The organism is Labrys sp. F242 (genome assembly GCF_057813875.1).
In genome coordinates, this window is the sequence record NZ_JBVASG010000004.1 from 40,864 (window position 1) to 66,369 (window position 25,506).

The 25,506-nt window shown below is 62.5% G+C and carries 23 protein-coding genes; 16 read left to right on the forward strand and 7 right to left on the reverse strand.

Annotation, left to right across the window (positions count from 1 at the left end; genetic code table 11):
* The first annotated feature begins 39 nt into the window (after positions 1-39).
* The gene (locus tag ACZYTC_RS23680) at positions 40-813 is read left to right on the forward strand and encodes a triose-phosphate isomerase (protein WP_454818489.1); all 774 of its coding nucleotides are present in this window, start codon (positions 40-42) and stop codon (positions 811-813) included.
* 38 nt (positions 814-851) lie between these two features.
* On the forward strand, positions 852-1,289 hold the full coding sequence (derI, locus tag ACZYTC_RS23685) for a D-erythrulose-4-phosphate isomerase (RefSeq protein ID WP_434961149.1): 438 nt from the start codon (positions 852-854) through the stop codon (positions 1,287-1,289).
* Positions 1,290-1,565: 276 nt separating this feature from the next.
* Here the strand turns inward: derI and ACZYTC_RS23690 are convergent, their stop codons facing one another.
* Both ACZYTC_RS23690 and ACZYTC_RS23695 read right to left on the reverse strand, forming a co-directional pair.
* A complete protein-coding gene (locus tag ACZYTC_RS23690) occupies positions 1,566-2,534 on the reverse strand; it encodes a quinone oxidoreductase family protein (protein ID WP_488990675.1) in 969 nt (322 codons plus the stop codon).
* A gap of 204 nt (positions 2,535-2,738) precedes the next feature.
* On the reverse strand, positions 2,739-3,389 hold the full coding sequence (locus ACZYTC_RS23695; protein ID WP_434961147.1) for a hydrolase: 651 nt from the start codon (positions 3,387-3,389) through the stop codon (positions 2,739-2,741).
* 153 nt (positions 3,390-3,542) lie between these two features.
* On the opposite strand from ACZYTC_RS23695, the gene ACZYTC_RS23700 reads away from it, so the two are divergent.
* The gene (locus ACZYTC_RS23700) at positions 3,543-4,436 is read left to right on the forward strand and encodes a LysR family transcriptional regulator (protein WP_488990676.1); all 894 of its coding nucleotides are present in this window, start codon (positions 3,543-3,545) and stop codon (positions 4,434-4,436) included.
* A gap of 281 nt (positions 4,437-4,717) precedes the next feature.
* Here ACZYTC_RS23700 and ACZYTC_RS23705 read toward each other — a convergent pair whose 3' ends face one another.
* Positions 4,718-5,185: an Lrp/AsnC family transcriptional regulator gene (locus ACZYTC_RS23705; RefSeq protein WP_434961145.1), complete on the reverse strand. Its 468-nt coding sequence runs from the start codon at positions 5,183-5,185 to the stop codon at positions 4,718-4,720.
* A gap of 134 nt (positions 5,186-5,319) precedes the next feature.
* Here ACZYTC_RS23705 and ACZYTC_RS23710 point away from each other — a divergent pair, with 134 nt between their 5' ends.
* From ACZYTC_RS23710 to paaZ, 10 genes are all read left to right on the forward strand, one after another.
* Positions 5,320-7,398, forward strand: coding sequence for an alpha-ketoacid dehydrogenase subunit alpha/beta (locus tag ACZYTC_RS23710; protein WP_488990677.1), 2,079 nt, complete (start codon positions 5,320-5,322; stop codon positions 7,396-7,398).
* A 2-nt stretch (positions 7,399-7,400) separates the two neighbouring features.
* Positions 7,401-8,636 (forward strand): dihydrolipoamide acetyltransferase family protein, encoded by a 1,236-nt coding sequence (locus ACZYTC_RS23715; RefSeq protein ID WP_488990678.1) that lies wholly within the window; start codon positions 7,401-7,403, stop codon positions 8,634-8,636.
* A gap of 526 nt (positions 8,637-9,162) precedes the next feature.
* Positions 9,163-10,368, forward strand: a complete 1,206-nt coding sequence (pcaF, locus tag ACZYTC_RS23720; RefSeq protein ID WP_488990679.1) for a 3-oxoadipyl-CoA thiolase — start codon at positions 9,163-9,165, stop codon at positions 10,366-10,368.
* Positions 10,369-10,398: 30 nt separating this feature from the next.
* Positions 10,399-11,403, forward strand: coding sequence for a 1,2-phenylacetyl-CoA epoxidase subunit PaaA (gene paaA, locus ACZYTC_RS23725; protein WP_488990680.1), 1,005 nt, complete (start codon positions 10,399-10,401; stop codon positions 11,401-11,403).
* Between the two features lie 41 nt (positions 11,404-11,444).
* Complete coding sequence (gene paaB / locus ACZYTC_RS23730; RefSeq protein WP_434961140.1) at positions 11,445-11,729, forward strand: 1,2-phenylacetyl-CoA epoxidase subunit PaaB; 285 nt, start codon at positions 11,445-11,447, stop codon at positions 11,727-11,729.
* Positions 11,730-11,749: 20 nt separating this feature from the next.
* Positions 11,750-12,499: a 1,2-phenylacetyl-CoA epoxidase subunit PaaC gene (gene paaC / locus ACZYTC_RS23735; RefSeq protein WP_488990681.1), complete on the forward strand. Its 750-nt coding sequence runs from the start codon at positions 11,750-11,752 to the stop codon at positions 12,497-12,499.
* Between the two features lie 27 nt (positions 12,500-12,526).
* A complete protein-coding gene (gene paaD / locus ACZYTC_RS23740; RefSeq protein ID WP_441774107.1) occupies positions 12,527-13,066 on the forward strand; it encodes a 1,2-phenylacetyl-CoA epoxidase subunit PaaD in 540 nt (179 codons plus the stop codon).
* A 7-nt stretch (positions 13,067-13,073) separates the two neighbouring features.
* Positions 13,074-14,147 carry a 1,2-phenylacetyl-CoA epoxidase subunit PaaE gene (gene paaE / locus ACZYTC_RS23745; protein WP_488990682.1) on the forward strand — a complete coding sequence of 358 codons (1,074 nt, stop codon included), beginning with the start codon at positions 13,074-13,076 and terminating at the stop codon, positions 14,145-14,147.
* The gene (locus ACZYTC_RS23750; RefSeq protein ID WP_488990683.1) at positions 14,137-14,913 is read left to right on the forward strand and encodes a Phenylacetic acid catabolic protein; all 777 of its coding nucleotides are present in this window, start codon (positions 14,137-14,139) and stop codon (positions 14,911-14,913) included. Before paaE ends, ACZYTC_RS23750 begins: the two co-directional genes overlap by 11 nt.
* 52 nt (positions 14,914-14,965) lie before the next feature.
* Entirely contained in the window at positions 14,966-17,020 is a 2,055-nt protein-coding gene (gene paaZ / locus ACZYTC_RS23755) for a phenylacetic acid degradation bifunctional protein PaaZ (RefSeq protein WP_488990684.1), read from the forward strand.
* A gap of 78 nt (positions 17,021-17,098) precedes the next feature.
* Here the strand turns inward: paaZ and ACZYTC_RS23760 are convergent, their stop codons facing one another.
* The 4 genes from ACZYTC_RS23760 to paaG all read right to left on the reverse strand — a co-directional run bounded on the left by ACZYTC_RS23760 (position 17,099) and on the right by paaG (position 20,464).
* Complete coding sequence (locus tag ACZYTC_RS23760; protein WP_434961134.1) at positions 17,099-17,698, reverse strand: TetR/AcrR family transcriptional regulator; 600 nt, start codon at positions 17,696-17,698, stop codon at positions 17,099-17,101.
* A 181-nt stretch (positions 17,699-17,879) separates the two neighbouring features.
* Complete coding sequence (gene paaK / locus ACZYTC_RS23765; RefSeq protein ID WP_488990685.1) at positions 17,880-19,190, reverse strand: phenylacetate--CoA ligase PaaK; 1,311 nt, start codon at positions 19,188-19,190, stop codon at positions 17,880-17,882.
* Positions 19,191-19,223: 33 nt separating this feature from the next.
* On the reverse strand, positions 19,224-19,673 hold the full coding sequence (gene paaI, locus ACZYTC_RS23770; RefSeq protein ID WP_454818463.1) for a hydroxyphenylacetyl-CoA thioesterase PaaI: 450 nt from the start codon (positions 19,671-19,673) through the stop codon (positions 19,224-19,226).
* The gene (gene paaG / locus ACZYTC_RS23775; RefSeq protein ID WP_488990686.1) at positions 19,670-20,464 is read right to left on the reverse strand and encodes a 2-(1,2-epoxy-1,2-dihydrophenyl)acetyl-CoA isomerase PaaG; all 795 of its coding nucleotides are present in this window, start codon (positions 20,462-20,464) and stop codon (positions 19,670-19,672) included. Before paaG ends, paaI begins: the two co-directional genes overlap by 4 nt.
* Positions 20,465-20,845: 381 nt before the next feature.
* On the opposite strand from paaG, the gene ACZYTC_RS23780 reads away from it, so the two are divergent.
* From ACZYTC_RS23780 to ACZYTC_RS23790, 3 genes are all read left to right on the forward strand, one after another.
* Positions 20,846-22,915 carry a 3-hydroxyacyl-CoA dehydrogenase NAD-binding domain-containing protein gene (locus tag ACZYTC_RS23780; RefSeq protein WP_441774092.1) on the forward strand — a complete coding sequence of 690 codons (2,070 nt, stop codon included), beginning with the start codon at positions 20,846-20,848 and terminating at the stop codon, positions 22,913-22,915.
* Between the two features lie 143 nt (positions 22,916-23,058).
* Entirely contained in the window at positions 23,059-23,982 is a 924-nt protein-coding gene (locus ACZYTC_RS23785) for a helix-turn-helix domain-containing protein (protein WP_441774091.1), read from the forward strand.
* A gap of 110 nt (positions 23,983-24,092) precedes the next feature.
* A complete protein-coding gene (locus ACZYTC_RS23790; RefSeq protein ID WP_488990687.1) occupies positions 24,093-25,499 on the forward strand; it encodes an aldehyde dehydrogenase family protein in 1,407 nt (468 codons plus the stop codon).
* Positions 25,500-25,506 lie beyond the last annotated feature (7 nt).

Below are 25,506 nucleotides of genomic sequence, written 5' to 3' on the forward strand. Positions count from 1 at the left end.
AAGCCGGTCGGCAGCGGTCGGCACGGAGATACACGGAAAATGACACGTTATTGGGTCGGCACCAGCTGGAAGATGAACAAGACCCTGGAGGAGGGCCTGGCCTTTGCGAACGCCCTGGCCCAAGCGCTGGCTTCGGTCGATGATCGCTTGCAACCCTTCGTCATCCCGCCCTTCACCCTGGTGCGCGAGGTCAAGCAGGCGCTGGCCGCGACGCGGGTGAAGGTCGGCGCGCAGAACATGCACTGGGCCGACGCGGGAGCCTGGACCGGCGAAATCTCGCCGCGAATGCTGCGCGATTGTGGCCTCGACCTGGTCGAACTCGGGCATAGCGAGCGGCGGGAGCATTTCGGTGAGACGGATCGCACCGTCGGCCTCAAGACGGCGGCGGCCATAGGCCATGGCCTGATACCGCTGATCTGCGTCGGCGAGACCCTGGCGGAACGCGAGAGCGGCAGGGCCGAAGAGGTACTGGCGGCGCAGGTCGAGGGGGCGCTCTCGCAGCTTGGCAGCGGCACGCCCGGCGTCGAAATCATCTTCGCCTATGAGCCGGTCTGGGCCATCGGCGAGAACGGTATTCCAGCCGGCGCCGACTATGCCGATCGCCAGCAGGCCCTGATCAAGCAGGTTGCGGCCGGGCGTCTCGGTACGACCCCTGCGGTTCTCTATGGCGGCAGCGTCAACCCGGGCAATGCCGCCGACCTTATCGGCCAACCCCATATCGACGGCCTCTTCATCGGCCGCTCCGCCTGGCAGGCCGAGGGCTATCTCGACATCCTCGATCGCACGGCCCGAGCCCTGTCGGCACGGCCCTGATGCGCTCCCATCCCCTTATGCAAGGAAGGAAGACCGCCATGAAAATCGCACTCGGAGCCGACAGCGCGGGCAAGCCCCTGCTCGACGTCATCGCCGCGCATCTGGCCAATCGCCCGGACCTGGAGATCACCGACCTCAGCCAGTCGGGCTTCTATGCCGATCTCGCCGCCAAGGTCGGCCAGGATGTCCTCGACCACAAGCATGATCGCGCCATCCTGTTCTGCGGCACCGGCATCGGCGTATGCATCTCCGCCAACAAGGTGCCGGGCATCCGCGCGGCCCTAACGCATGATACCTATTCGGCCGAACGCGCCGCCAAGTCGAACAATGCCCAGATCATCACCATGGGTGCGCGGGTCGTCGGTCCGGAACTGGCCAAGGCCATCGTCGACACCTGGCTGTCCTCGAGTTTCGATCCCCAAGGCCCTTCGGCCGGAAATGTGCATGCCATCGATCAGCTCGATGCCAGAAGGTAGCGACTGCCTCTGCCGAGTGACGGCGGTCTTTGCCGGCTGCTGTGACAACGCTAACGCATCGGGAGCCGCGGTCGGATGGAGGCAACCAATTCTGTCATAAGTCGCTCGCCATCTGGGCCTTACGGCCCCGATGGCGTTTTGCGTTTGAATCCATGCATTCGGGTGAGTTCCGCCGCGCTGTAGCCTTTGCCGCGCCCGACAGAAGCAGGGTGATGCATTTTATGCTGCGGCCCTGGCCCTCGGAGGGCGCGACGATGGCTCACCCGACCTACGTGCTCATTGCCTGGCCGAGACGATTACAACGCGCCCGAGGATGGAATGGCCTTCGGCATAGGCGTGGGCTTCAGAGGCGGCCGCAAGGGGAAACGTCCTGTCCACGATCACCTTGAGATCCCCAGTTGCCGCCAGCTCCAGCATGCTGGAGACCGTGCGGTAGACATCCGGCTTTTCCAGTTGCGTTCCCATGAAGACACCGAAAAGCGATTGGTTCGCCTGTAGCGCCGACCACAGATCAATATTGAGCTGCGAGCCACCGGCGTTACCCACGACTATCAAACGCCCCTCGGGCCGGAGCGCCGCCAGGGAGCCTTTCAGGGTGGTTCCTACCGGGTCCACGACGAGATCTGCGCCACGGCCTTCTGTCAGACGCATGACCGTATCGGCGACGTTGGCCGAGCGATGATCGATCGCATGATCGAGGCCAAGATCGACAAGGCGTTCGGCCCTCTTCGCCCCGGAGACCGTTGCAAGCACAGTTGCGCCTGCCCGATGCGCAAGCTGGATGGCGGCGAGCCCGACGCCGCCGGCGCCCGCCTGGATGAGGACAGTTTCGCCACGCTTCAAACCGCCCCGAGCGAAGAGACAGTGATGAGCGGTCCCGAATGCGATGGGCAGAGCTGCGGCAGCGGCGATGTCGAGTCCTGCCGGCACGGGCCATGTCCGGCTGACGGCGACGGCACGCAACTCCGCATGCGACCCGGCGAGATCGAAGCTCGTCACCTTCTGGCCCACATGACGGTTCTTCACCTTCTCTCCGACCGCGATGATTTCGCCAGCGGCGGCATAGCCGACGACGAAGGCTGGATGGGGTGGAGGCGTGGACGCGCGATTGATCAGGTCGCCGCCCTCGATGGCGGCAGCCTCGACACGGATCAGGACGCCATTGTTTGGGCAAATCGGATCGGGCACATCCGCGTAGTGAAGGACAGCCGGCGGGCCGGGGTGATCATAGATGGCTGCTTTCATGGTTCTCTCACTGCGTCATCACTCTTGGGGGAACGGTTAGACGCATCAGCAAGGGGGCCTTTCTTTAAGGTGCCGAAGTGACCTCCGGCTGCGGCGATAATATTCATCGCTGACATCACAAGGCTTCCCTCTGAGGTGAGGTTGGCGAGGCTCTACATACGGATCGCTCTGGATTCGTATCGAAACTCGCCATCCCGGCCCGGATCAGCCTTTGCTCGGCACAGGCGTTTTAAGCAGTTGCTGCTCCCAGAGAAAGGCAATGCCGCTGCCAGCGGCATGCTGCACAAGCACCTCCGAAAGCTCGGCGGCATGCTCTGTGCGAGCCCAGTCGCGCTGCCATTCCGAAGCCACCGCCAGCCAGGTCATCATGTTCGCGCCGGCCGCGATCATGCGCTGGATGGCGACCTCGTGTGCCTCGACCGAAGTGCCGCCGGACGCATCGGTGACAACCGTCACATCCCAGCCTTCGCCGAGCGCCTGGATCGTCGGCATTGCCACGCAAATCTCGGTCCACAGGCCCGCGATGATCAGCTGCTTGCGGCCCGTCGCCTTCACCGCATCCACAACCTTCTGGTCCTCCCAGGTATTGATGAACGTCCGGTCGATCACTTCCTGACCGGGGAAGACATCGGTGATCTGGGGGAAGATGACGCCGCCCCGGTCAGCGATCACACTGGTCAGGATGGTGGGCACGCCGAACGCCTTGGCGGCCTTCGCCAGAGCCGTCGAATTGTTGACCACCATATGCGGGTCGTGGCTGTTCAGGTTCGCGAGCTGGTAAGGCTGATGATCGATCAGAACGAGGACCGAGTCTTCGGGCCGAAGAAGCGAATCAAGGCCGTTGCGAAAGGTCATTATTGCGTCCTTTGCTGCCGCTTTGTGCGACATTGGTTTTGCGTGAGACATGCGCCAGCGGGCGACGCTTGCCGGCTGCAATTTGCCGTTCCCCATCCCGATGCGGTAGCGCCGTAGTTCGGTAAGCTGTGTCGCGAAATGAGGAACGCTGAATTGGATATCGAAGATCTACAGACATTCGTCGCAGTGGCCGATGCCGGGGGCGTATCGGCGGCGGCGCGCCGGCTCGGCGTCTCCAAGTCGATCGTCAGCCGGCGGCTCTTTCGGGTTGAAGCGGAGCTTGGCGTCCAGCTTCTTGCACGAACGACCCGCGGCGCGGCGCTCACAGAAGCAGGAATCACGTTCAGAGATCACGCGGCCAGAGCCAGCGCCGAGATCGATACGGCCCGGGAAGCGATCCTGCCCACCGGTGAGCTGCGCGGCAGCCTGAGGGTTGCCATGCCGCTTACGTTCGGAGCGACCCACTTCGCCCCCGTGCTTGCGGAAATGGCGCGTCTGCACCCGAAGCTTCACATCCATGCTTCCTACAGCGATCGCTTCGTCGATCTCATCGCAGAGGGTTTCGATTGCGCGATCCGGGGCGCCTACCTTCAGGACTCCAACCTGATCGCGAAGCGTGTCGGGCCGATCCATGGAAAGCTTGTCGCAAGCCCGGATTATATCGAGGTGCACGGGTCACCCGGGACTCCGGGCGAACTCGCCGCCCATCAGGCCCTCATGCAGGGAACGGAAGCCTGGCAGTTCATGGATGGTGACGAGATCCTCACGGTTCAGCCGCAGGGCAGGTTCAAGGCCGACAGTGCCACGGCGCTTGCCGCGGCGGCGGCGGCAGGTCTCGGCATCGCCTGGCTCCCCGACTGCATCACACATGAATATGTGGCCTCCGGCGCACTGGTCCCGATCATGACACGCTATCCGGTACCTCCGGGGGCCGCCTATGTCGTCCGCCCGCCCGGTCAGCATCCCACGCGGAAAGTGCGGGTGCTCACGGAGATGCTGATTGAGTATTTCAAACGCAACACGGATCTTTGGGGCCTTGACGGCTAGGGCGCGAACGGTTCGGCCAATCGCCTCTATCGTAATATGCCGAGGGAAATCGCGGTTTCAGCCATTGTGATGCGCTGCGCGCGTAAGACCTGGTTGCGGATCCCCGCAACAAATTTGGTCATAAATCGCTAACCGTCCCGGTCTGATCAACCCGGGCGGTCCTTGTATTTGAATACTACTGGTACGTGTTTTCCCGCCGAGACTGCGACCTGGCCAGATCAGTCACCAAATTCTACTGCCAGGCGATTCTGGGGCGCAATTGTGCGAGGGCCTGATGCTCGTCATGGTGGCAGGATCGTTGTGTATTTGACCTCCTTTAGAGCGAAGTGAGACGAAGAGGTCGCAACCGAGCTGTGGGCGAGGATTCCGTCCAGGAGCAGGCGCTCGTAGTTCTTGATATCCTTGACCGCCAGCCTCAGCACATAATCCCAGTCTCCCGTCATCGCATAGCATTCCAATACCTCTTCGTAGCTTCCGACGAAAAGCTCGAAACTTTTGCGGGCCGCCGGATCCTGGGATTTCATCCGGATCTGGCAAAAGACGGTCTGTCCCCGCCCGATAGATTCGGGGCTTACAAGACGCACTGTCGGCCCCAGAACCCCAATTTCCTCAAGCTTCTTGATCCTGCGCCAGCATGATGCAGGGGAGCTTCCAATCTGCTCGGCCAATACGACGTGGCTTATGTTCGCCTCGCGTTGCAGGGCGCGGATAATGCGTCTGTCAAGCGCATCGAGCTCGGCGGCTGTCATTCACTTTCTCCGCATTATCGAAACACTCATACCAAGTTTCATTAAAATCCGGTCGAGAATGAAACGTATTTCTTGAGTTGTCGAGATACGATTGCTTTCCCAGGCGTTCTGGTTTGGAACCAGGGGAGAAATAGATGGCGCAAGCGCAGCTCAGCAGCTCATTGCCAGTCCTGCCCGCCCCCGAGATTGACTGGCGTCGTGTCGTCTATCTGCTGCATCTGTCGAGGACACTCGACAGTCTGGAGGAGACCCAACTGGTCCCGAGCAAAGAGGTGCTCTATCAGTTCTCCGCACGCGGACATGACATGGCCCAAATACTCCTCGGGCTGCAATTGTCCGATCGACACGACGCGGCTTGCGGTTACTACCGATCTCGTCCCCTGCTGCTTACACTGGGTGTCGATCCTGCGGATGCGCTAGGATCCGCCATGGGGCGGTCGGGTGGCTACTCCGACGGTCGCGACATCGGAGTCGTCTTCAACTATCCCAATCCGACAGGAGCCTCCGCGCTGCCGATGTGCGGCGGCGTCGGTACACAGTACACGCCGACGGCGGGATGGGCGCAAGCCATCCGCTATTACAGCGAGACCTTGCACAGGCCTGAATACGAACGTTCGATCGCCGTGGTTCTCGGAGGTGACGGGTCGGTTGCCTCCAACGGCTTCTGGGCAGCGCTTACGATTGCCACGACGGAAGGTCTGCCGATGTTGTTCTACGTGGAGGACAACGGATATGGCATATCGGTTCCCTCGACGTTCCAGACGCCCGGGGGGGACATCGCGGCGAACCTGTCCTCCTGGCAGGGGTTGGCAATCTTTTCAGGCGACGGCACGGATCCGGCCGAGGCCGCACGTTTGTCCCACCAGGCCATAGCCCATGTGCGCGAGACCCGGACCCCGGCGATGCTGCATCTGACGGTGCCTCGCCTCCAAGGCCACAGCTTTCAGGACACCCAAACGTACAAGTCGGAGGAAATCGTGGCAGCGGAATGGAGGCGGGATCCATTGCCGCGGCTGAAGGAATATCTCGTGCCTGCCATCATGAGCGAAGAGGAATGGAAGACCGTGTCCGCTGATGCCGAAAGCGCCGTTGAAGCGGCGCTGGAGGTGGCGGAAGCGCGCCCGTCTGCGAAGCCCGAGACCGTAATGCGAAACGTCTTCTACGAGGGCGAAATGCAGGCGATGGGAGGCCAGCATCGTGCCGGCTATAGAGTGCCCCCAAGTACCGACAGACCAGCCGACAAGGGGCAGCGCATCAACATGGTCACGGCCATCCGGCGCACCCTCGAGCACGAACTGACGATCAATGAGCGTGTGGTCCTGTTCGGCGAGGATATCGGCACAAAGGGCGGCGTTCATGCCTCAACGCTTGGTCTGCAGGAAAAATTCGGCACTGGCCGTGTCTTCGACACCTCGCTCTCGGAGGAAGGCATAATCGGCCGGGCCGTGGGCATGGCGCTTGCCGGGTTATTGCCCGTACCGGAGATCCAGTTCCGCAAATATGCAGAGCCGGCAACCGAACAGATCAACGATTGCGGTACGATTCGCTGGCGTACCAACAACCGCTTCGCCGCTCCTATGGTGGTACGCATGCCGGGCGGCTTCTTCAAATGCGGAGATCCCTGGCATAGCCAGACAAACGAGGTGGCCTTCGTCCACCAGCCCGGCTGGAAGGTGGCCGTGCCCTCCAACGCGCGCGATGCCGTTGGATTGTTGCGTGCCGCGTTGCGGGGCAACGATCCTGTCATCTTCTTCGAGCATCGGGAAATGTTGGATCATAGCTGGGCGCGCCGGCCCTATCCCGGAGATGATTTTGTCCTGCCCTTTGGCAAGGCAGATTTCGTCCGGAGCGGCAAAGACATCACGATCGTCACCTGGGGCGCCATGGTCAATCGTTGTCAGGAGGCTACCGAGGGCATCTCCGCAGACGTGATCGATCTGCGCACTCTGATGCCTTGGGATTGTCAGTCGGTGCTGGATTCCGTGAGACGCACGGGGCGCTGCCTGATCGTTCATGAGGACTTGTCCACCGGCGGTTTCGGCGCCGAGATAGCGGCCGTCGTCGCGGACGAGACTTTCATGGATCTGGATGCGCCTGTCTCGCGTCTTACCATGCCCGACATCCCGAGCCCACATAATCTCGAACTGCTCGAATGGGCGGTTCCATCGGTAGCGCGCATCCGCGAGCGCATCACCGAGCTTATGGAGTTCTGATCATGGCCGAGGTCATCGACATCTGCGTTCCTCCGGAACGCGAAGGCACAAAGGCCATCGTTGCCAACTGGCTGAAAAAAAGCGGCGACGAGATCGCGATCGACGAACCGCTGGTAGAATTGGAGACAGACAAGGTCACGCAGGAAATTCCTTCGCCTGTCGCCGGCGTGCTGTCGGAAATCGTACTCGATACGGGCGAGATCGCCATTCCGGGAGCGGTGCTGGCCCGGGTAACTATCGGAGAGGCGTCCTCCCCATCCGCCGAGCCCCGTCCAACCCAAACGGCTGTCCCAGCTGCAGCGGGGGACGGGGCAATCCGCTATTCGCCGGCAGTGCGTCGCGCGGCTGAGCAATATGGCATCGACCCGGCGAATATCCCCGGAACGGGCAAGGGCGGGCGCGTCACACGCGCCGATATGGAGACCGCCGTCGCGGAGCGAGGGCTCACGGCAGACAGGAGGGCGGCCGAGCCACAACAGACCATGATTGCACCGATAGTTTCCCAGCCGCGACCGGCGAGCGCGAAAGCGTCCACACCGGCAGGGTCCCGTAGAGTTCCACATTCGCCGATGCGGCTTGCCATTGCTCAGCACATGGCGAACTCGGTTGCGGCCGCGCCTCATGTGACGGCTGTGTTCGAGGCTGATTTCAGCGCCATCATTCGCCACCGCAACCATCACAAGCGGCGGTTCGCCGAAGACGGCATCAATCTGTCCTATACCGCCTATATCGCAGCCGCTTGCGTCCCCGCCATGCGCGCGGTGCCGGAGGTCAACAGCCATTGGCACGACGATGCGCTCGAAATCTTCGGTGATGTGAATATTGGTATTGGCACGGCACTGGGTGACAAGGGGCTGGTCGTGCCGGTGATCCATCAAGTTCAGGATCTGGCCCTGGAGGGCATTGCCCGCGGGCTCCAGGACCTGACCCTCCGTGCCCGTGACGGCAAATTGTCCCCGGCCGATATGCGCGGCGGAACATTCACCATCTCGAACCATGGTGTCTCCGGCTCCCTGGTGGCGACACCCGTCATAATCAATCAGCCACAGTCGGCCATCCTAGGCGTCGGCGCGCTGCAAAAGCGTGCCGTAGTACGCGAGATCGACGGCAGCGATGCGCTGGTGATCCGGCCGATGGCCTACGTGTCGCTGACCATCGATCATCGTTCGCTTGACGGGCACCAGACGAACGCATGGCTGAGTCATTTCGTAAAAACGCTGCAGGAGTGGCCGCTGTGACCAGGGTCTTGACTACGACGTTCTCGTGATCGGCGGCGGTCCGGAAGGATATGTCTGCGTGATCCGGGCAGCGCACTTCGACCCAGGAGCTGCCTGTGTTGAGCGTCGCGCCACCCATGGGGACACTTGCCTCAACGAAGGAGCCACCAGAGTAGCCGCCACTCGCCGACTGCCATCTTCCGATATCGGGTGGCATTTTCCGAATGAGTGCGACTTGATCGACTTCATTGCGGCCCGAAATCGGTGACCCGGCGACAGACGTTTTCACAGAAAGTGTCACATCTGCGCTCCGCCATGCGTTCTTCGATGTTGCGATGGTTCGAGCTGAGCCACTGAAACAGCCAAACGGTATGTCGAGCAAAAGCGGGCCGGAGACGGTGACGTCGCATGGGATATGGACATCATCCGGGCCTTACAGCGACCACCCCTGAGATGACGGTCCTGATTGACTCGATCAGGAAAAGGTGTAATTACATAACCGGCCGGTCGGTAAATTATTTAAGATGCCCCGGGCCACGGAGGGTCGATGCCTGACGCTTTCATCTGCGATGCCGTTCGTACGCCGTTTGGCCGATATGGCGGAGCGCTGGCGGGCGTGCGCGCCGACGACCTGGCCGCGATTCCGCTGGCTGCATTGATGCAGCGCAATGATGGTGTGGATTGGTCCGCTGTCGACGACGTTATCCTGGGCTGCGCCAATCAGGCGGGCGAGGACAATCGCAATGTTGCGCGCATGGCAGTGCTTCTTTCCGGCATGCCCGTCGATGTTCCAGGCACCACCGTCAACCGGCTTTGTGGCTCAGGGCTCGATGCAGTGGGACTGGCCGCACGCTCCATTCGGGCCGGGGACTGCAGTCTGATGATTGCCGGCGGCGTGGAAAGCATGTCGCGCGCGCCCTTCGTCATGCCGAAAGCGGATACGGCCTTTTCGCGTGCCAACGCGGTCTACGACACCACGATCGGCTGGCGTTTTATCAATCCGAACATGAAGAAGGTGCATGGCGTCGATTCCATGCCTGAGACCGCCGACAACGTTGCCGCGGATTTCGGCGTATCGCGTGCGGACCAGGACATGTTCGCGCTCCGCAGCCAGCAGCGCTGGGCCGCGGCGCAGATCGCGGGTCGGTTTGCCGACGAGCTTGTTCCGGTTCGCCTGCCGCAGAAGAAGGGGGACCCGATCGCGGTCGAGCGCGACGAACACCCACGCCCCGATGGGACAATCGAGCAGCTCGCCAAGCTGAGAGGCGTCAACGGTCCCGATCTTTCGGTAACGGCCGGTAACGCTTCGGGCGTCAATGATGGTGCCGCGGCGCTGATCATCGCCAGTGAAGCGGCCGCCAAGGCAAATGGCCTGACGCCGCGTGCCCGCGTCGTTGCGATGGCTGCCGCCGGTGTGCCTCCCCGTATCATGGGCATCGGTCCGGTACCCGCCGTGCGCAAGGCGCTCGCAACGGCTGGCCTGACGCTCGGACAGATCGACCTGGTCGAGCTCAACGAAGCATTTGCCGCCCAGTCATTGGCCGTGCTGCGCGAACTCGGTTTGCCAGATGATGCCCCTCATGTGAACCCGAATGGCGGCGCCATCGCCATCGGCCATCCGCTGGGCGCCAGTGGTGCCCGGTTGGCAACCACGGCGTCTTGGCAGTTGCAGCGCACCGGCGGACGTTATGCGCTGTGCACGATGTGTGTTGGTGTCGGCCAGGGCATTGCATTGATCCTCGAGCGCGTCTGACGCGCGGATCGTAGAAAGGGAGACGACGCGATGTACGCACAGATGGTCAAGACCGATGCCGCGCGAGTCCTCGCCCTCGACGAGATGGATCCGGTCGAGCGTGCCTTTCAGGAGCGCATCAATGCCGGCCAGAAGATCGAGCCGAAGGAGTGGATGCCGGAGGGTTACCGCAAGACGCTCGTGCGCCAGATCAGCCAGCACGCCCATTCGGAGATCGTCGGTCAGTTGCCGGAGGGAAATTGGATTACCCGCGCGCCGACACTGGAGCGCAAGGCGATCCTGCTCGCCAAGGTACAGGATGAAGCCGGCCACGGGCTCTATCTCTACTGCGCCGCCGAGACCCTCGGCATCAGCCGCGACGAGATGTATGAGCAACTGCATTCCGGCAAGGCCAAATACTCCTCGATCTTCAACTACCCGACATTGACCTGGGCCGATATCGGCGCCGTCGGCTGGCTCGTGGACGGCGCGGCGATCATGAACCAGGTGCCGCTGCAGCGCTGCTCCTACGGGCCCTACGCGCGCGCCATGGTCCGCATCTGCAAGGAAGAGAGCTTCCACCAGCGCCAAGGCTTCGACATCCTTGCGGTATTGTGCAAGGGCACGCCGGAGCAGAAGGCGATGGCGCAGGATGCGCTGAACCGTTGGTGGTGGCCATCGTTGATGATGTTTGGTCCTTCCGACACGGATTCGGTGCATTCGGCGCAGTCGATGGCCTGGAACATCAAGCAGGATTCCAATGACGAACTGCGCCAGAAATTCGTCGACCAGACCGTGCCGCAGGCCAGGTTCCTCGGCCTGACTATCCCCGATCCCAAGCTCGTATGGAACGAGGAGAAGGGCGGCTACGATTTCGGCGAGCCGGACTGGAACGAATTCTTTGAAATCATCGCCGGCAACGGCCCGTGCAACCGGGAGCGCCTGGAGGCGCGCCGTAAGGCCTGGGACGACGGCGCCTGGTTCCGCGACGGATTGACGGCCCATGCAGGCAAGCAGGCGCAACGCCGGCAGGCCGCCAAGATCGCGGCGGAATGATCACCAATGACGTCGGCAACTCGTCAATAGGAGTGACCCAAATGTCCAAAGAATGGCCTTTGTGGGAAGTCTTCATCCGCGGTCAGCACGGTCTGAACCACCGGCATGTCGGAAGCCTTCACGCGCCCGACGCCGAAATGGCGATCCACAATGCGCGCGACGTCTATACCCGCCGCAACGAGGGCATCAGCATCTGGGTGGTGCGTTCCTCCGACGTCGTCGCCAGCGCGCCCTCCGAGAAAGGTCCGCTATTCGATCCCGCCAATTCGAAAGTCTATCGGCACCCGACCTTCTTCGATGTGCCGGATGAAGTGGGGCATATGTGATGGCGCACGTTTCCTCCGGCTTGCCGGTGCTGGCCGAGTTTGCGCTCAGGATGGGCGACACCTGCCTGATCCTCGGACACCGCAATTCCGAATGGTGCGGTCATTCGCCCGCGCTCGAGGAAGATATCGCGCTGGCCAACACGGCGCTCGATCTGATCGGCCAGACGCAGCTCTGGCTGGGCTTGGCCGCAGAGGCCGAAGGCAAGGGCCGCACGCCCGATACTCTGGCCTATCTGCGCGACGCGTCGGCCTACCGCAACCTGCTGCTGGTCGAGCAGCCGAACGGCGATTTCGGCCGCACCATCATGCGGCAATATCTGTTCGATGCCTGGCACTTGCCGATGCTGAAGGCGCTGATGACGTCGAGCGACAGGCGGGTCGCCGAGATCGCCGAAAAGGCCTCCAAGGAAGCCACCTATCATCTCGACCGCAGCGCCGACCTGGTGGTGCGTCTGGGGGATGGCACCGAAGAAAGCCATGCGCGCATGCAGTCCGCGCTCGATGTCCTGTGGCCCTATGCCGGCGAGATGTTCCAGAGTGACGAGGTTGACGAAGAGCTGGCATCGAGCGGCGTCGCACCGGCGCCGGAATCGCTGCGCGCGGCCTGGGATCAGCATGTGGGCCGCACGCTCGCCGACGCGACGCTGAAGGTGCCAGAGAAGTCATACGCCCAGAAGGGTGGCAAGCGCGGCGTGCACTCCGAGCATCTGGGCTACATCCTGGCTGAAATGCAGTTCCTGCAGCGCGCCTATCCCGGCGCGAATTGGTGAGGTGCGGCGATGCCTGAACCACACCCCATGCCGGTCGTGCCCGCGGCCCGTTACGACGCGGCGTCCGGAACGGGCGAACCGGTTCACCCGTCCGAGGCGCGTGTCTGGTCGTGGCTTTCCGAAATTCCCGACCCTGAGATCCCGGTGATCTCGCTGACCGATCTCGGCATCATCCGCCAGGTGGCCTGGGCTGGCGACACACTGGAAGTGACCGTGACGCCAACCTATTCCGGCTGCCCGGCGACCAGTGTCATCAATTTCGAGATCGACCGCCATCTGCGCGCGAGAGGTATCGCCAAGCTCCGGCTCAAGCGCCAGCTTTCGCCAGCCTGGACGACGGCCTGGATCAGCACCGAAGGCCGAGACAAGCTGTCGGCCTACGGCATTGCGCCGCCCGTCGAGGGAACAGCGGCGTGTGCAGGATCCCTGCAGCCTCGCGAGGTCTCGTGCCCACGCTGTGGCTCCACACGGACGGAACGTATCAGCCAATTCGGCTCGACGCCGTGCAAGGCGCATTTCCGCTGCACCGAATGTCTCGAACCCTTCGACTATTTCAAGAGCATTTGAGGGACCGATGGCCCGCTTCCTGTCACTCAAAGTCGCCGACGTCCGCCGCGAGACACGTGATGCGGTGGTCGTCACACTCGTACCTCCCGAAGAGCATCGGGCGGCGTTCGATTTCACCCAAGGCCAATATCTGACCTTTCGCCGCTCTTTCGACGGTGAGGAACTGCGCCGCTCCTACTCCATCTGCGCTGGCAAGGACGAGGGTGTGCTCAAGGTCGGCATCAAGCGCGTCGACGGCGGCGCCTTCTCCACCTGGGCCAATGAGGGGCTGAAGCCCGGCGACACGCTGGAGGCGATGCCGCCGATGGGTGCCTTCCACGTGCCGCTGCAGCCCGAATGCGGGCGACATTATCTCGGCTTTGCCGGCGGGAGCGGCATCACGCCGGTGCTGTCGCTCATCAAGACGACGCTGGCGCGCGAACCCAGGTCTCGCTTCACACTGATCTATGGCAACCGCTCGATCAATTCGATCATGTTCCGAGAGGAACTCGAGGACATCAAAAGCATGCATCTCGGGCGGTTCAACGTGATCCATGTGCTGGAAAGCGAGTCGCAGGACATCGACCTCTTTTCCGGCCGCATCGACGCTGACAAATGTACCCGGCTATTCAAGAGCTGGATCGACATCGACAGCGTCGACATGACCTTCATCTGCGGACCCGAGCCGATGATGCTGGCCATCGCCGCATCGCTGCGCGAGCACGGGCTGCGCGATGACCAGATCAAGTTCGAACTGTTCGCCTCGGCTCCGCGTCGGGCGGCGCCTACCGTCAAGGCCGCGGCCGATGGCGCCAGGGCGGAGACCTGCAAGGCCAAGATCACGCTCGACGGCTCGACCCGCGTGATCGAGATGCCGAAGAAGGGCCAGACCATTCTCGATGCGGCGCTGGGCGCCAATCTCGACGCACCCTATGCCTGCAAGGCAGGGGTCTGCTCGACGTGCCGGGCGATGGTGCTCGAGGGTGAGGTCGAAATGGAAACCAATCATGCTCTCGAAGACTACGAAGTGCGGCGCGGCTATGTGCTCACCTGTCAATGCTTCCCCCTTAGCGACAATGTGGTGGTGAGCTATGACCAATGAGCCGGCCGACATCGCCGCCCCCATGCCGCTGGAGAGCTATCTGGCGCAGGGAGGCATGCTGACGACGCCTGAAAACGCGCCGCCGCGTTATCGTGGCGAGTTGCTCAGATTGATGGCGACCTTCGTCGACAGCGAACTGGCCGGGGCCGCGGGTTTCGCCGATGTCGTCAATCTAGGACCAGGCATCAAGGAGCGCATTGCCGCCTCGCGCATTGTGCTGGAGAAACTCGATCATGCCGAGCGCGTGCTGGAGATCATGGGCGAGTTCGGTGCCGACGTCTCGCGCTATGCCAACCACCATCCCTGGACCGAGCGCGTGGCGCGCGACAGGGATCTGGGGGCCGCGCGTCATGGTTCGGACATGCGGCTTGCCGTGTTGCACTATCCGCTGCAAGGCTGGACCGACGCGGTGGTGATGAACGTGCTGATGGGCCGCGCGGTGGTCATCCAGCTCGGTGAGTTTTCGAGACTGTCCTATCAGCCGCTGGCAGAGATCTTCCGCACCGTCGCGCCGCGAGAGCGCCGGCACATGGAACTTGGCGAGGAAGGCTTGCGCAAGATCCTGGAGGACCGATCCGCCAGACCGGCGGTCGAGGCCTCGATCGCCTATTGGAGACCGCGCGTCGCGGCGAGCTTCGGCAGCGGGACTTCCGCGCATTTCGAAACGCAGAAGAAATTTGGCTTGCGCCGCACGAGCAATCCCGACCTCGCCAGCGAGTGGGAGCGCCAGGTGAGCGTCCTGCTCCATGACATCGGATTGGCCTGAGCGCCCTCCGATCGACCTTTCGCATTCGCCCCCAAACCGAAGAGTAATTGCGATGAACGCACCCGTGATCACGAGCCGACAACTGGAGTCCTATGTTGCGGGGCAATGGGTGCGCGGCGCCGGCAAGGCGGTGGCGCTGCTCGATGCAGCGACCGGCAATGTGATTGCCCATATCGATGCCAGCGGCCTCGACATGAAGGCCATGCTCGATCACGGCCGCCGTACAGGCGGGCCGGCCCTGCGCAAGATGAGCTTCCATGAACGGGCCCTGATGCTGAAGGCGCTCGGGCAGGCGCTGATGGAAGCCAAGGAAGAATTCTACGCACTGTCGACCGCAACCGGCGCGACCCGTACCGATAGCTGGATCGACATCGAGGGCGGCATCGGCACGCTGCTATCCTACGCCTCCAAGGGCCGGCGCGAGCTGCCGAATGCGCGCACGCTCATTGATGGGGAGGTGGAAGCCCTGTCGCGTGACAATAGCTTCTCCGGCCAGCACATCCTGACGCCGCTGGAAGGCGTGGCGATTCACATCAATGCCTTCAACTTCCCATGCTGGGGCATGCTCGAAAAGCTCGCACCGACCCTGCTCGCCGGCATGCCGGCGATCATCAAGCCAGCCAGCCAGACCGCCTATCTGACTGAACTGATGGTGCGCCGTATCATCGCCCTGAACATCCTGCCGGAAGGCGCGCTGCAACTGATCAGCGGCTCGGTTGGAGATCTCCTCGATCATGTCGACTGCCAGGACGTCGTGACGTTTACCGGCTCGGCAGCGACCGGCCGAAAGCTGAGGTCGCATCCTTCGATCGTGGAAAATTCGGTACGCTTCACCATGGAGGCGGATTCTCTCAATGCCGCGATCCTCGGCCCCGATGCCGTGGCCGGCACCGAGGAATTCGACCTGTTCGTGAAGGAGGTCGCACGCGAAATGACGGTGAAAGCCGGCCAGAAATGCACGGCAATCCGCCGCGTGTTCGCGCCGCACCGCACTGTCGAGGCACTGGTCAAGGCGTTGGGCGACAGGCTAGCGAAGACGGCTGTTGGCAATCCGGCCGAGGATACGGCCAGGATGGGCCCCCTCGCGAGCTTGGCACAGCGCGACGAGGTGCGCCAGCGCATCAAGGACCTGCAGCGCGATGCCGAGATCGTCATCGGCGATCCCGACCGGCCGACCATCATATCGGGTGACGCCGAGGCAGGTGCCTTCCTCAATCCGGTGCTGCTCTATTGTGACAAGCCGGCCTCGGCGCAGGCGGTTCACGATGTGGAAGCGTTCGGCCCCGTCAGCACGATCATGCCCTACGAGACCATCGAGGATGCGGCCGCGCTGGCCCGGCGCGGCAAGGGCAGCCTGGTTGCCTCGGTATTCACCAACGATCCCGTATTCGCGCGCGAGGCCGTACAGGCGCTGGGGCCGTGGCACGGCCGCCTGCTGATCGGCAATCGGGCCAGCGCCAAATCCTCGACGGGTCACGGTTCGCCATTGCCTGGGCTGGTGCATGGCGGACCCGGACGCGCCGGTGGCGGCGAGGAACTCGGCGGCATGCGTTCTGTGAAGCACTATATGCAGCGTACCGCCGTGCAGGCGGCCCCCTGGCTGCTTTCCGAAGTGACCGGCCGCTGGATGCAGGGCGCCAAGGTGAAGCAGGACAGTGTTCACCCGTTCCGCAAATCGCTGGCTGAACTGGAAATCGGCGACCAGATGGTCACAGCTGCCCGTACCGTAACGTTGGAGGACATCGAGCATTTCGCCAGTTTCACCGGCGATACCTTCTATGCCCATATGGATGAGGCCGCTGCCAAGGCCAATCCCTTCTTCGACGGGCGCGTGGCACATGGTTATCTGATCGTGTCCTTCGCGGCGGGCCTTTTCGTCGATCCGGCGCCGGGACCGGTACTCGCCAATTATGGCGTCGACAGTCTGCGTTTCCTCAAGCCGGTCAATCCGGGGGACACGCTGCGGGTGACCTTGACCTGCAAGCAGATCAATCCTCGCCAGACCGAAGATTATGGCGAAGTGCGCTGGGATTGCATGGTATCGAACCAGGATGCAGAGGTGGTCGCCCAATATGATGTGCTGACCATGGTAGCCAAGACCCTGTGAGATCGAGTTCGAGCAGGCAGGTGTAATGCGCAGGGGCGAAGAGGCGGCTTCGAAATCGCTTCTCGCCTCGTCGATGCCTTAGCGGCCAAGCGACTCTGCGCCGTTCAGAAAGAGCGTGGTGACCATGTCGGCATAGCCGTCGCGGTTCAGCGCTCCACTCGGTTTGAACCAGGTATAGACCCAATTCAAAATACCGAAGAGGGACATGGTAACAGGCGTGACGCCCGCTTTGCTCTTCGCCAACGCCGGATTGATTTCGATCAGCACGTCCGAAAAGGCTTTCACGATACGGCGCTCCATCTGCTGGAGTTCCGCACGCTGCCTATCGGGCAGCGATCCCGTCGCATTGAGAAGCACTTGATGAAAATCCGCAGCCGACCGGTAGTTCTCCAGGACGCTGCCGATCAGATTGCGAAGACGCTGGCGCGGCTCCAAGGCCGGATCGTCGGTCTTGCTGATCGCGGCCTCGAGTTCGACGAGATGGGTGCGACCGATGTCGAAGATCAGCAACTCCTTGCTCGGATAGTAATGGTAGAGCAACGCCTTGGAGACATTGTTTTCCTGGGCGATCTGCGCCATCGACGCTCGCTCCATGCCGAGCTTGGCAAAGACGGCAGCTGCGCTTTCAAGAATGCTGCGGCGCTTGTCGTCGAAATCGGCCGCCCTTGTTCGCGCCATGTCTCGTATCCTTCACCTGCAATCGCTGCCGACGTTCTATTCCGCCGAATCAATGTCGTCGATGTGCTCCTCCTCCTTCGTGAACATCGACCATGCTTTTGTCGGGCGATGCAAGTCTGGCTATCGGGCCAGCCCACCCGTGCCGTTCAGTCGTTTCAAAGAATGAGCCAATCCAGCGGCCTTATTCCCTCGGCCTGTTGTCGATCACGCGTTTAGCCTTGCCTTCCGAACGCTGGAGGGAGTTTGGATCGCCAACCAGGACTTTCGTGCTGACGCCGACCACGCTCTTGATACGGTGTGCCAGATCCTTCGCCGCGGCCAGCCGGGCGTCGGAATTGGCTGCCTGCGGCATCGCTTCGACATGAATGACCATTTCGTCCATGCGGCCCTTGCGTGTCAGCTCGATCAGGAATTGCGGGGCCAACCCCGTACATTTCAGCAATTGCTCCTCGATCTGGGTCGGAAAGACATTGACGCCGCGCAGGATCATCATGTCGTCGCAGCGGCCGGTGATCTTCTCGATGCGGCGCATCGATCGAGCCGTGCCGGGCAGAAGCCGGGTCAGGTCACGCGTCCGATAGCGGATGATCGGCAGCGCTTCCTTGGTGAGCGATGTAAAGACCAGTTCTCCGATTTCGCCATCCGGCAATACCTCGCCGGTTTCCGGGTCGATGATTTCCGGGTAGAAATGATCTTCCCAGACGTGCAGGCCATCCTTGGTTTCCACACATTCGCTGGCGACACCGGGGCCGACCACCTCTGAAAGACCGTAGATGTCGACGGCATGCATGTCGAAGTCCTGTTCGATCTCCTTACGCATGGCATTCGTCCATGGTTCCGCGCCGAAAATGCCGACAGCGAGCGAGGACGAGCGCGGGTCGAGGCCCTGGCGCCGAAACTCCTCGAGAATCGACAACATATAGGATGGCGTCACCATGATGATCCGTGGCTTGAAGTCCTGGATCAAGGTGACCTGGCGTTCGGTCATGCCGCCGGAAATCGGCACGACGGTGCAGCCCAGTCTCTCGGCGCCATAATGCGCGCCGAGGCCGCCGGTGAACAGGCCGTAGCCATAGGCGACATGGCAGATATCGCCGGCCCGTCCGCCGCCCGCGCGGATCGATCGCGCCACGCAGGTGGCCCACATCTCGATGTCATTTGCGGTGTAGCCGACAATCGTTGGTTTTCCGGTCGTACCGGAGGAGCCATGAATGCGTGCCAGTCTCTCGCGTGGAACCGCGAACATGCCGAAAGGATAGGTGTCGCGCAGATCCTTCTTGACCGTGAAGGGAAACTTCGACAGATCCGCCAGCGTTTTCAGATCGTCGGGATGAACGCCAGCCGCGGCGAAGGTGGCTTTGTAGTGAGGCGAATTCCGGTAGGCATGGTCGAGCGTCGACTTCAGGCGTCTGAGCTGAAGGGCGGTGATCTCGTCACGCGAGGCAGTCTCGATGGCGTCAAGATCGCCGGGACGAGGGGCCAGGTCTTCCATTTGTCGTTTCCTCCGAGATTTTCGACCGCAGGCCTATTCCCGCCCTGGCAACAGGGTGCCCTTGATGGTGCGCGAATGGCCGCGAAATTCAGCGATATGGTCGCCGTTTTGGTTGGTGATGTTGATGTCATAGATGCCACTGCGTCCCCGGCGCGAAACCTCGCGCGCCGTTGCCGTCAAGCAATCTCCGGCAAAGGCGGGCGCAATGTAGGTAATCGAACAGTGTTGAGCGACGGTGCGCTGATCGTAGCTGTTGCAGGCAAAGGCAAAGGTGGAGTCGGCCAGCGCAAAAATATAGCCGCCGTGGCAGGTCCGGTGGCCATTCGTCATTTCAGGACGAACCGTCATCGACAGCACCGCCATACCCGGTGCCACGCGTTCCATCGCAATGCCGAGGTGACGGGTCGCGGCGTCTTCTTCCCACATGGCATCGGCACAGGCTTTGGCGAGTTCCTGTGCCGTCGAAACATCCGCTGTTGTCATTGTCCTTGGAACTCCGGCTTGCGTTTTTCCAAGAATGCGGCAACGCCTTCGGCATAGTCGGCGCTATGCCCGGCCTCACGCTGGAGGTCGCGTTCCAGTTCCAATTGTTGGTGCAGCGAATTGGTTGCCGCCGCCTGAATTGCGCGCTTGGTCATGCCCAGGCCTTTCGTCGGCCCTGCTGCCAGCCTGCTTGCGAGGGCGACCGCCTCGTCGAACAATGCGTCGTCATCGCATACCCTCCAGATCAGGCCCCAACTCGCTGCCGTTTGCGCGTCCAGCGGTTCGGCTGTCAGCGCCAGTGCCTTGGCGCGAGCCTCTCCGAGCAGGCGTGGCAGGCTCCACGTTCCGCCCGAGTCCGGGATGAGACCGATCTTCGCAAAGGCCTGGATGAACCGCGCCGAACGCGCGGCTAGCGTAATGTCGCAAGCGAAGGCGATATTTGCGCCCGCACCGGCTGCCACGCCATTGACGGCGCAGATCACCGGCTTCTCAAGGCTGCGAATGAGACGGACCAATGGGTTGTAGTAGACCTCGATGGTTTGTCCGAGATCAGGAGGCGCGCCGCCTTTGCGTGGATCGCGGTCGCCGAGATCCTGCCCGGCGCAGAAGCCACGGCCGGCACCGGTGAGCAGCACGGCGCGAACCGAGGCATCCTCATGGGCCCGCTCGAAGCCGGCGCGCAGCGCCCGATGCATCTCCTCATTGAAGGCGTTGAGCTTGTCCGGCCGGTTGAGCGTCAGACGCAGGACGCCATCGCCAAACGCCACCAGGACGGTGTCCGATGCAACCATGTTTCCTCCAGTTCCACCGTAACGAGCGGCGGTTCACAAAACTCTTGCATATACCGACCGGCCGGTCAATTATAAAGCTGCGTCTCGGGAGGACAATGTGATGAACGCCTGGTTTGACCGCTGCCGACCTATGCGCGGCAGGGCCTTGGACGCGGAGCAGGATCGCGGCGGTCCCGAAATTTGGAAGGGCAGGGGCCTTCGCGGTCCGGATAGAGGCGGTGGTCCGCCAGTCCGTAACAGCGGATCGAACACCGTTGTCCGCGCTCTTGCAAAAGTGCACGACCGCAGACAACGACCGTACCATGCTTGGTTGCCCGATGGATCAGTCGGTAGGCAGATCGTCGATGTGCGAATTCGTTATACTCACCTTGGGTTCAGCCGATGACCGTATCCATCACGCGCGATGGCGAGATTGCCATCGTCACAGTCGACAATCCTCCCGTGAATGCTCTCTCTCAGAGGCTACGCCAGGATCTATGGCAAGCCGCCGAAGCGCTGGACGCCGACGGTGCGGTGCGGGCGGTTGTTCTGATCTGTGCGGGGCGCACCTTCATTGCCGGTGCGGACGTCGGCGAATTCGGCAAGCCTCCGCTTCCGCCACATCTCCCGGACCTCGTTGCGCGGATCGAAGCCGCATCCAAGCCCTGGGTCGCGGCGATTCACGGCAGTGCACTCGGAGGAGGGCTGGAGGTCGCGCTCGGCTGCCGCTTTCGGGTAGCTTCCGCACCCGCGAGCCTGGGATTGCCCGAGGTGCGGCTCGGCATCGTGCCGGGCGCCGGCGGCACAGTCCGCCTTCCGCGTGTGATTGATCCGGCGTTCGCTGTCGATATGGTCACGACCGGAACCCCGGTCGCTGCGCCGAAGGCATGCCAGCAGGGCCTGGTCGATGCGATCATCGACGGAGATCTCGAAAGCGGCGCCGTCGACTTTGCCCGAACAGCAGTACAGCAATCCTTGCCGCTCCCACTTCGCGAGCGAGCTGTGCGGGCCGTCGACGAGGACTTCTGGGAAACGGCGGCAGGAGCCGTCGGTGCTCGCGCTAAACGGGAAGATGCACCGCTTCGCGCACTCGCCTGCGTGAGGAGGGCCACGGAGGTGGATTTCGACCGGGCAATGGCGTTCGAACGGGAGACCTTTCTCGAACTTCGCGGTTCGACACAGGCCGCTGCGCTCAGACATGTCTTCTTCGCCGAGCGAGCGGCCCCGCGTCCTCCACAACTGAACGGCATTTCGCCCCGTACGATCCGCTCCGTGGCCGTTATCGGGGGCGGGACGATGGGGGCAGGTATTGCAGCCGCGTTTCGCGATGCCGGTCATCCCGTCACGCTGGTCGAACGTGACAATCAGGCGGTCGAACGCGGCCTTGCCAATCTTCGCGCGATCTTCGACAGCTCGGCCAAACGTGGCCGGATCACCCCGGAAACTGCGGCTGAAAGGCTTGCTGGGGTGACGGGCACGACGGGCTATGCCGCTCTTGCCGATGTCGACCTCGTCGTGGAGGCCGTGTTCGAAGATCTCGACGTCAAGCGCAGGGTCTTCATCGAACTCGCGCGCGTCTGCCGCGCGGATGCCGTGCTTGCAACCAACACCTCCTATCTCGATCCCGAAAGAATAGCAGACGGCATTGCCGGGCCGGAGCGGTTCCTCGGGCTGCACTTCTTCAGCCCGGCCCATGTCATGAAGCTGCTGGAGATCGTGCCGACGAATGCGACGGCGCCTGCTGTGTTGGCCACCGGCTTTGCGCTGGCACGCGTGCTGGGCAAGATCCCCGTGCGGGCCGGCATCTGCGACGGTTTCATCGGCAACAGGATCTTGAAAGTCATGCGCGCCCAAGCCGAGCGGCTTCTCCTGTCCGGCGCGACGCCCCAGATGGTGGATGCCGCCATGCGTGTCTTCGGGCTGCCCATGGGCCCCTTCGAGGCGCAGGATCTTGGCGGCCTGGACATCGCTGCCTTTCAGCGCCGCGCGGCTCGCGCCAGGGGGGAGGCCCCCTTCGCACCCATCGCAGACAGGCTTTGTGCCATGGAGCGGTTTGGCCAGAAGACGGGCGGCGGCTGGTATGATTATGCCGAGGGTACGCGCACGCCTCAGCCGTCGAGAACGGTTGACGATGTCGTCGCAGAGGAGGCCAAGGGTTGGCGCCAGCAACGATGGAGTGATGGCGAAGTGGCCGACTGCATCGTCTTGCCGATGGTGAATGAGGCGGCAAAGATCCTGGAGGAAGGGATCGCGCTCAGAGCTTCGGACATCGATCTGGTCGAGATCCATGGCTACGGCTTTCCACGGTGGCGGGGCGGCCCGATGCACTATGCCGAACGTCGTGGCCTGTCCGATGTTGATGCGGCTCTCGACCGCCTGGCGGCGGCAGGTCTTGCAGAGCCACCATGCGGCCTTCTCAGGCGTGCGGTCGTTGTCGGCAATTGGGCTGGGGCGATGGAAGAGCGAAGCTGAAAAAAAAGAACAGAGCATTCCACAAATACTAAAGCGTTTTCCAGAAAGTTTCTGGACTTTTAGATGAAGAAAACGCGCCAAAACAAAGAGATAGAGAGAAAGTGCGATTAGAAGAAATCGCACTTTGCTCTAGGGAGGGAACGATGCAGCCGTTGATGACCCCGACCCACAGGCCAATGGCGGTGGAACTCTTGCAGGCCGAAATCCGGAAAACCTGCGGCGCCTTCGATCTGGAACCGATGACGCGTGCCGGCTTGGTGGCCGGGGATGTCGCCACGCGCCGCGTCGGTTTCTTCGATACGGCGATCGTCGCGCTCGATGCACGCCATGTCCAACGCGGGGCACGCGCGATTCGGCAGGACCCGGGCGAGCATCTGTTCCTGCTGATCCAGGACGAGGGCCATTGCCGCGTCGAACAGGGCGAACGATCGACAGATCTCGCAATCGGTGACATGTTCCTTGTCGATTCCGTCAAGCCATCGTCCTTCGTCTATGACGGTGCACGGTCGAACCAGATTTCCATTCACATGCCGCGCGAGGAGATGCTGCATCGGTTTGGCCAGGCCTGCACGGGTGGCGTCGCCATCAGCCGGAATGATCCCCTGTGGCTAGCCATGCGGGCGGTGATCGCCAAGCTGTTGGAAGAGCCATCCGTCGCGCAGCAACTCAGCGAGGCCTTCCTGTGCCTGCTGGGCGCCTACCTCAGGGGGAGCAAAAGGAACGGCGATGTCCGATCGGCGGAAACCCTTCTGTCGCGGGCGTTGACGATGATCGACCGGCATTGCGCCGATCCCGACTTCGGTGCCAGTGAACTGGCGCGACGGTTGAACGTATCGGAACGCATGCTGCAACGCCATTTCCAACCGCTCGGCGAAACGCCGCGCCACCGGCTTCTCAATCGGCGGCTGGATCTCGCCAAGACGCGGCTGGCAACGCCCCGGGACGCGCAGCTGAGCGGCATCGCCGCCATTGCCTATGATGTCGGCTTCAACGACCTATCCTACTTCTACCGGGAGTTCCGGAAGAAATATGGTGTGACGCCGGGAGCAGTCGCACGTTGCCATTGACGGGTTTGTCCAATCGCCGCGACGGCACCGCCCAAGCTTGAAGCACCCGCTTTCCCTTACCTTCTCCGTCAAACAAGTCCCGGCTCCGGGGCTCCGCGGGGAGGAATGAAATGACCGTCCAGACTGCGACGATCCATGGCAAGCCGATCGGCGACGAGCACAGCTTCAGCGTGCTCAATCCCGCGACGGGAACGGAGGCCGGCCGGGCGCCGAACATGGGGCCGGCCGAGCTCGGCGCTGCCATAGCGGCAGCCAAGGCGGCCTTTCCGGCCTGGTCGGCCAGGAGCGATCAGGAACTGCAGGCTGCCTGTGCCGCCGTGACCGCGCAGATCGAGGCCCATGCCGAGGAACTCGCGCATATCCTCACGCTCGAGCAGGGTAAACCCCTGAACGGCCTCGGCTCACGCTGGGAACTGGGCGGCACCGTCGCCTGGGCCGGATACACGACGGGGCTTTCGCTATCGCCGAAAATCCTGCAGGATAATAGTGACGGGCGCGTCGAACTACACCGCAAGCCGCTCGGTGTCGTCGGTTCGATCACGCCCTGGAATTTCCCGGTGATGATTGCGATCTGGCATGTCATGCCGGCGCTACGCACCGGCAACACCGTCGTCATCAAGCCCTCGCCCCTGACGCCGCTCGCCACGCTTCGCCTAGTCGAGATCATGAACGAAGTACTGCCACCTGGCGTGCTCAATGTCGTCACGGGTGACGACCGCGCGTTCAACATCGGCGCGGCCATGTCCGCGCATCCCGATATCCGCAAGATCGTCTTTACCGGCTCCTGCGCGACCGGCCAGAAGGTCATGCGCGCGGCTGCCGAGACGATGAAGCGTTTGACGCTTGAACTGGGCGGCAACGATGCCGGCATCGTGCTGTCGGACGCCGATCCGCAGGCGATCGCCGAAGGATTGTTCTGGGGCGCGTTCATCAATAACGGCCAGACCTGCGCTGCGATGAAGCGCCTCTATGTGCATGAATCCATCCACGACGCTGTCTGCGAGGCGCTTGTCGCCTATGCGCGTAACATTCCGGTTGGCAACGGCATGGACGAGGGCAGCGTGCTCGGTCCCGTGCAGAACCGCATGCAGTTCGAGAAGCTCTCGCGCCTGGTCAAGGACGCCAGGGAGCGTGGCCGGGTGCTGCTGGGCGGCGAGCCCGGCGAGGGGCTCTTCTTTCCGCCGACGATCGTGGCGGGCCTGCGCAACGGTGACCCGCTGGTCGATGAGGAGCAATTCGGGCCCGCGCTTCCTGTCATCAAATACAGGACCGTGGACGAAGCCGTGGACCTTGCCAATGACAGTGCCAACGGCCTCGGCGGCTCGGTTTGGTCATCCGACATCGCGGCGGCCAAGGCGGTGGCGAGCCGCATGCAATGCGGCTCCGTCTGGATCAACAAGCACGGCGCCATTCAACCGAACGCGCCGTTCGGTGGCGTCAAGGCTTCAGGCTTGGGCGTCGAATTCGCCGAGGAGGGACTGCAGGAATACACCGATATCCAGGTGGTATTCGCGTAGGCAGCAA

Bases quoted from the DNA above. Each gene is read 5' to 3' on its own strand.
- ACZYTC_RS23705 (WP_434961145.1), bottom strand. From the start codon at position 5,185: ATGACAGCCGCCGAGCTCGATGCGCTTGACAGACGCATTATCCGCGCC.
- paaG (WP_488990686.1), bottom strand. From the start codon at position 20,464: ATGGTTGCATCGGACACCGTCCTGGTGGCGTTTGGCGATGGCGTCCTG.
- paaK (WP_488990685.1), bottom strand. From the start codon at position 19,190: ATGGAAGACCTGGCCCCTCGTCCCGGCGATCTTGACGCCATCGAGACT.
- ACZYTC_RS23780 (WP_441774092.1), top strand. From the start codon at position 20,846: ATGACCGTATCCATCACGCGCGATGGCGAGATTGCCATCGTCACAGTC.
- paaB (WP_434961140.1), top strand. From the start codon at position 11,445: ATGTCCAAAGAATGGCCTTTGTGGGAAGTCTTCATCCGCGGTCAGCAC.
- ACZYTC_RS23715 (WP_488990678.1), top strand. From the start codon at position 7,401: ATGGCCGAGGTCATCGACATCTGCGTTCCTCCGGAACGCGAAGGCACA.
- ACZYTC_RS23680 (WP_454818489.1), top strand. From the start codon at position 40: ATGACACGTTATTGGGTCGGCACCAGCTGGAAGATGAACAAGACCCTG.
- ACZYTC_RS23785 (WP_441774091.1), top strand. From the start codon at position 23,059: ATGCAGCCGTTGATGACCCCGACCCACAGGCCAATGGCGGTGGAACTC.
- derI (WP_434961149.1), top strand. From the start codon at position 852: ATGAAAATCGCACTCGGAGCCGACAGCGCGGGCAAGCCCCTGCTCGAC.
- ACZYTC_RS23790 (WP_488990687.1), top strand. From the start codon at position 24,093: ATGACCGTCCAGACTGCGACGATCCATGGCAAGCCGATCGGCGACGAG.
- paaE (WP_488990682.1), top strand. From the start codon at position 13,074: ATGGCCCGCTTCCTGTCACTCAAAGTCGCCGACGTCCGCCGCGAGACA.
- pcaF (WP_488990679.1), top strand. From the start codon at position 9,163: ATGCCTGACGCTTTCATCTGCGATGCCGTTCGTACGCCGTTTGGCCGA.
- ACZYTC_RS23710 (WP_488990677.1), top strand. From the start codon at position 5,320: ATGGCGCAAGCGCAGCTCAGCAGCTCATTGCCAGTCCTGCCCGCCCCC.
- paaI (WP_454818463.1), bottom strand. From the start codon at position 19,673: ATGACAACAGCGGATGTTTCGACGGCACAGGAACTCGCCAAAGCCTGT.
- ACZYTC_RS23760 (WP_434961134.1), bottom strand. From the start codon at position 17,698: ATGGCGCGAACAAGGGCGGCCGATTTCGACGACAAGCGCCGCAGCATT.
- paaZ (WP_488990684.1), top strand. From the start codon at position 14,966: ATGAACGCACCCGTGATCACGAGCCGACAACTGGAGTCCTATGTTGCG.
- paaA (WP_488990680.1), top strand. From the start codon at position 10,399: ATGTACGCACAGATGGTCAAGACCGATGCCGCGCGAGTCCTCGCCCTC.
- ACZYTC_RS23750 (WP_488990683.1), top strand. From the start codon at position 14,137: ATGACCAATGAGCCGGCCGACATCGCCGCCCCCATGCCGCTGGAGAGC.
- ACZYTC_RS23690 (WP_488990675.1), bottom strand. From the start codon at position 2,534: ATGAAAGCAGCCATCTATGATCACCCCGGCCCGCCGGCTGTCCTTCAC.
- paaD (WP_441774107.1), top strand. From the start codon at position 12,527: ATGCCGGTCGTGCCCGCGGCCCGTTACGACGCGGCGTCCGGAACGGGC.
- ACZYTC_RS23695 (WP_434961147.1), bottom strand. From the start codon at position 3,389: ATGACCTTTCGCAACGGCCTTGATTCGCTTCTTCGGCCCGAAGACTCG.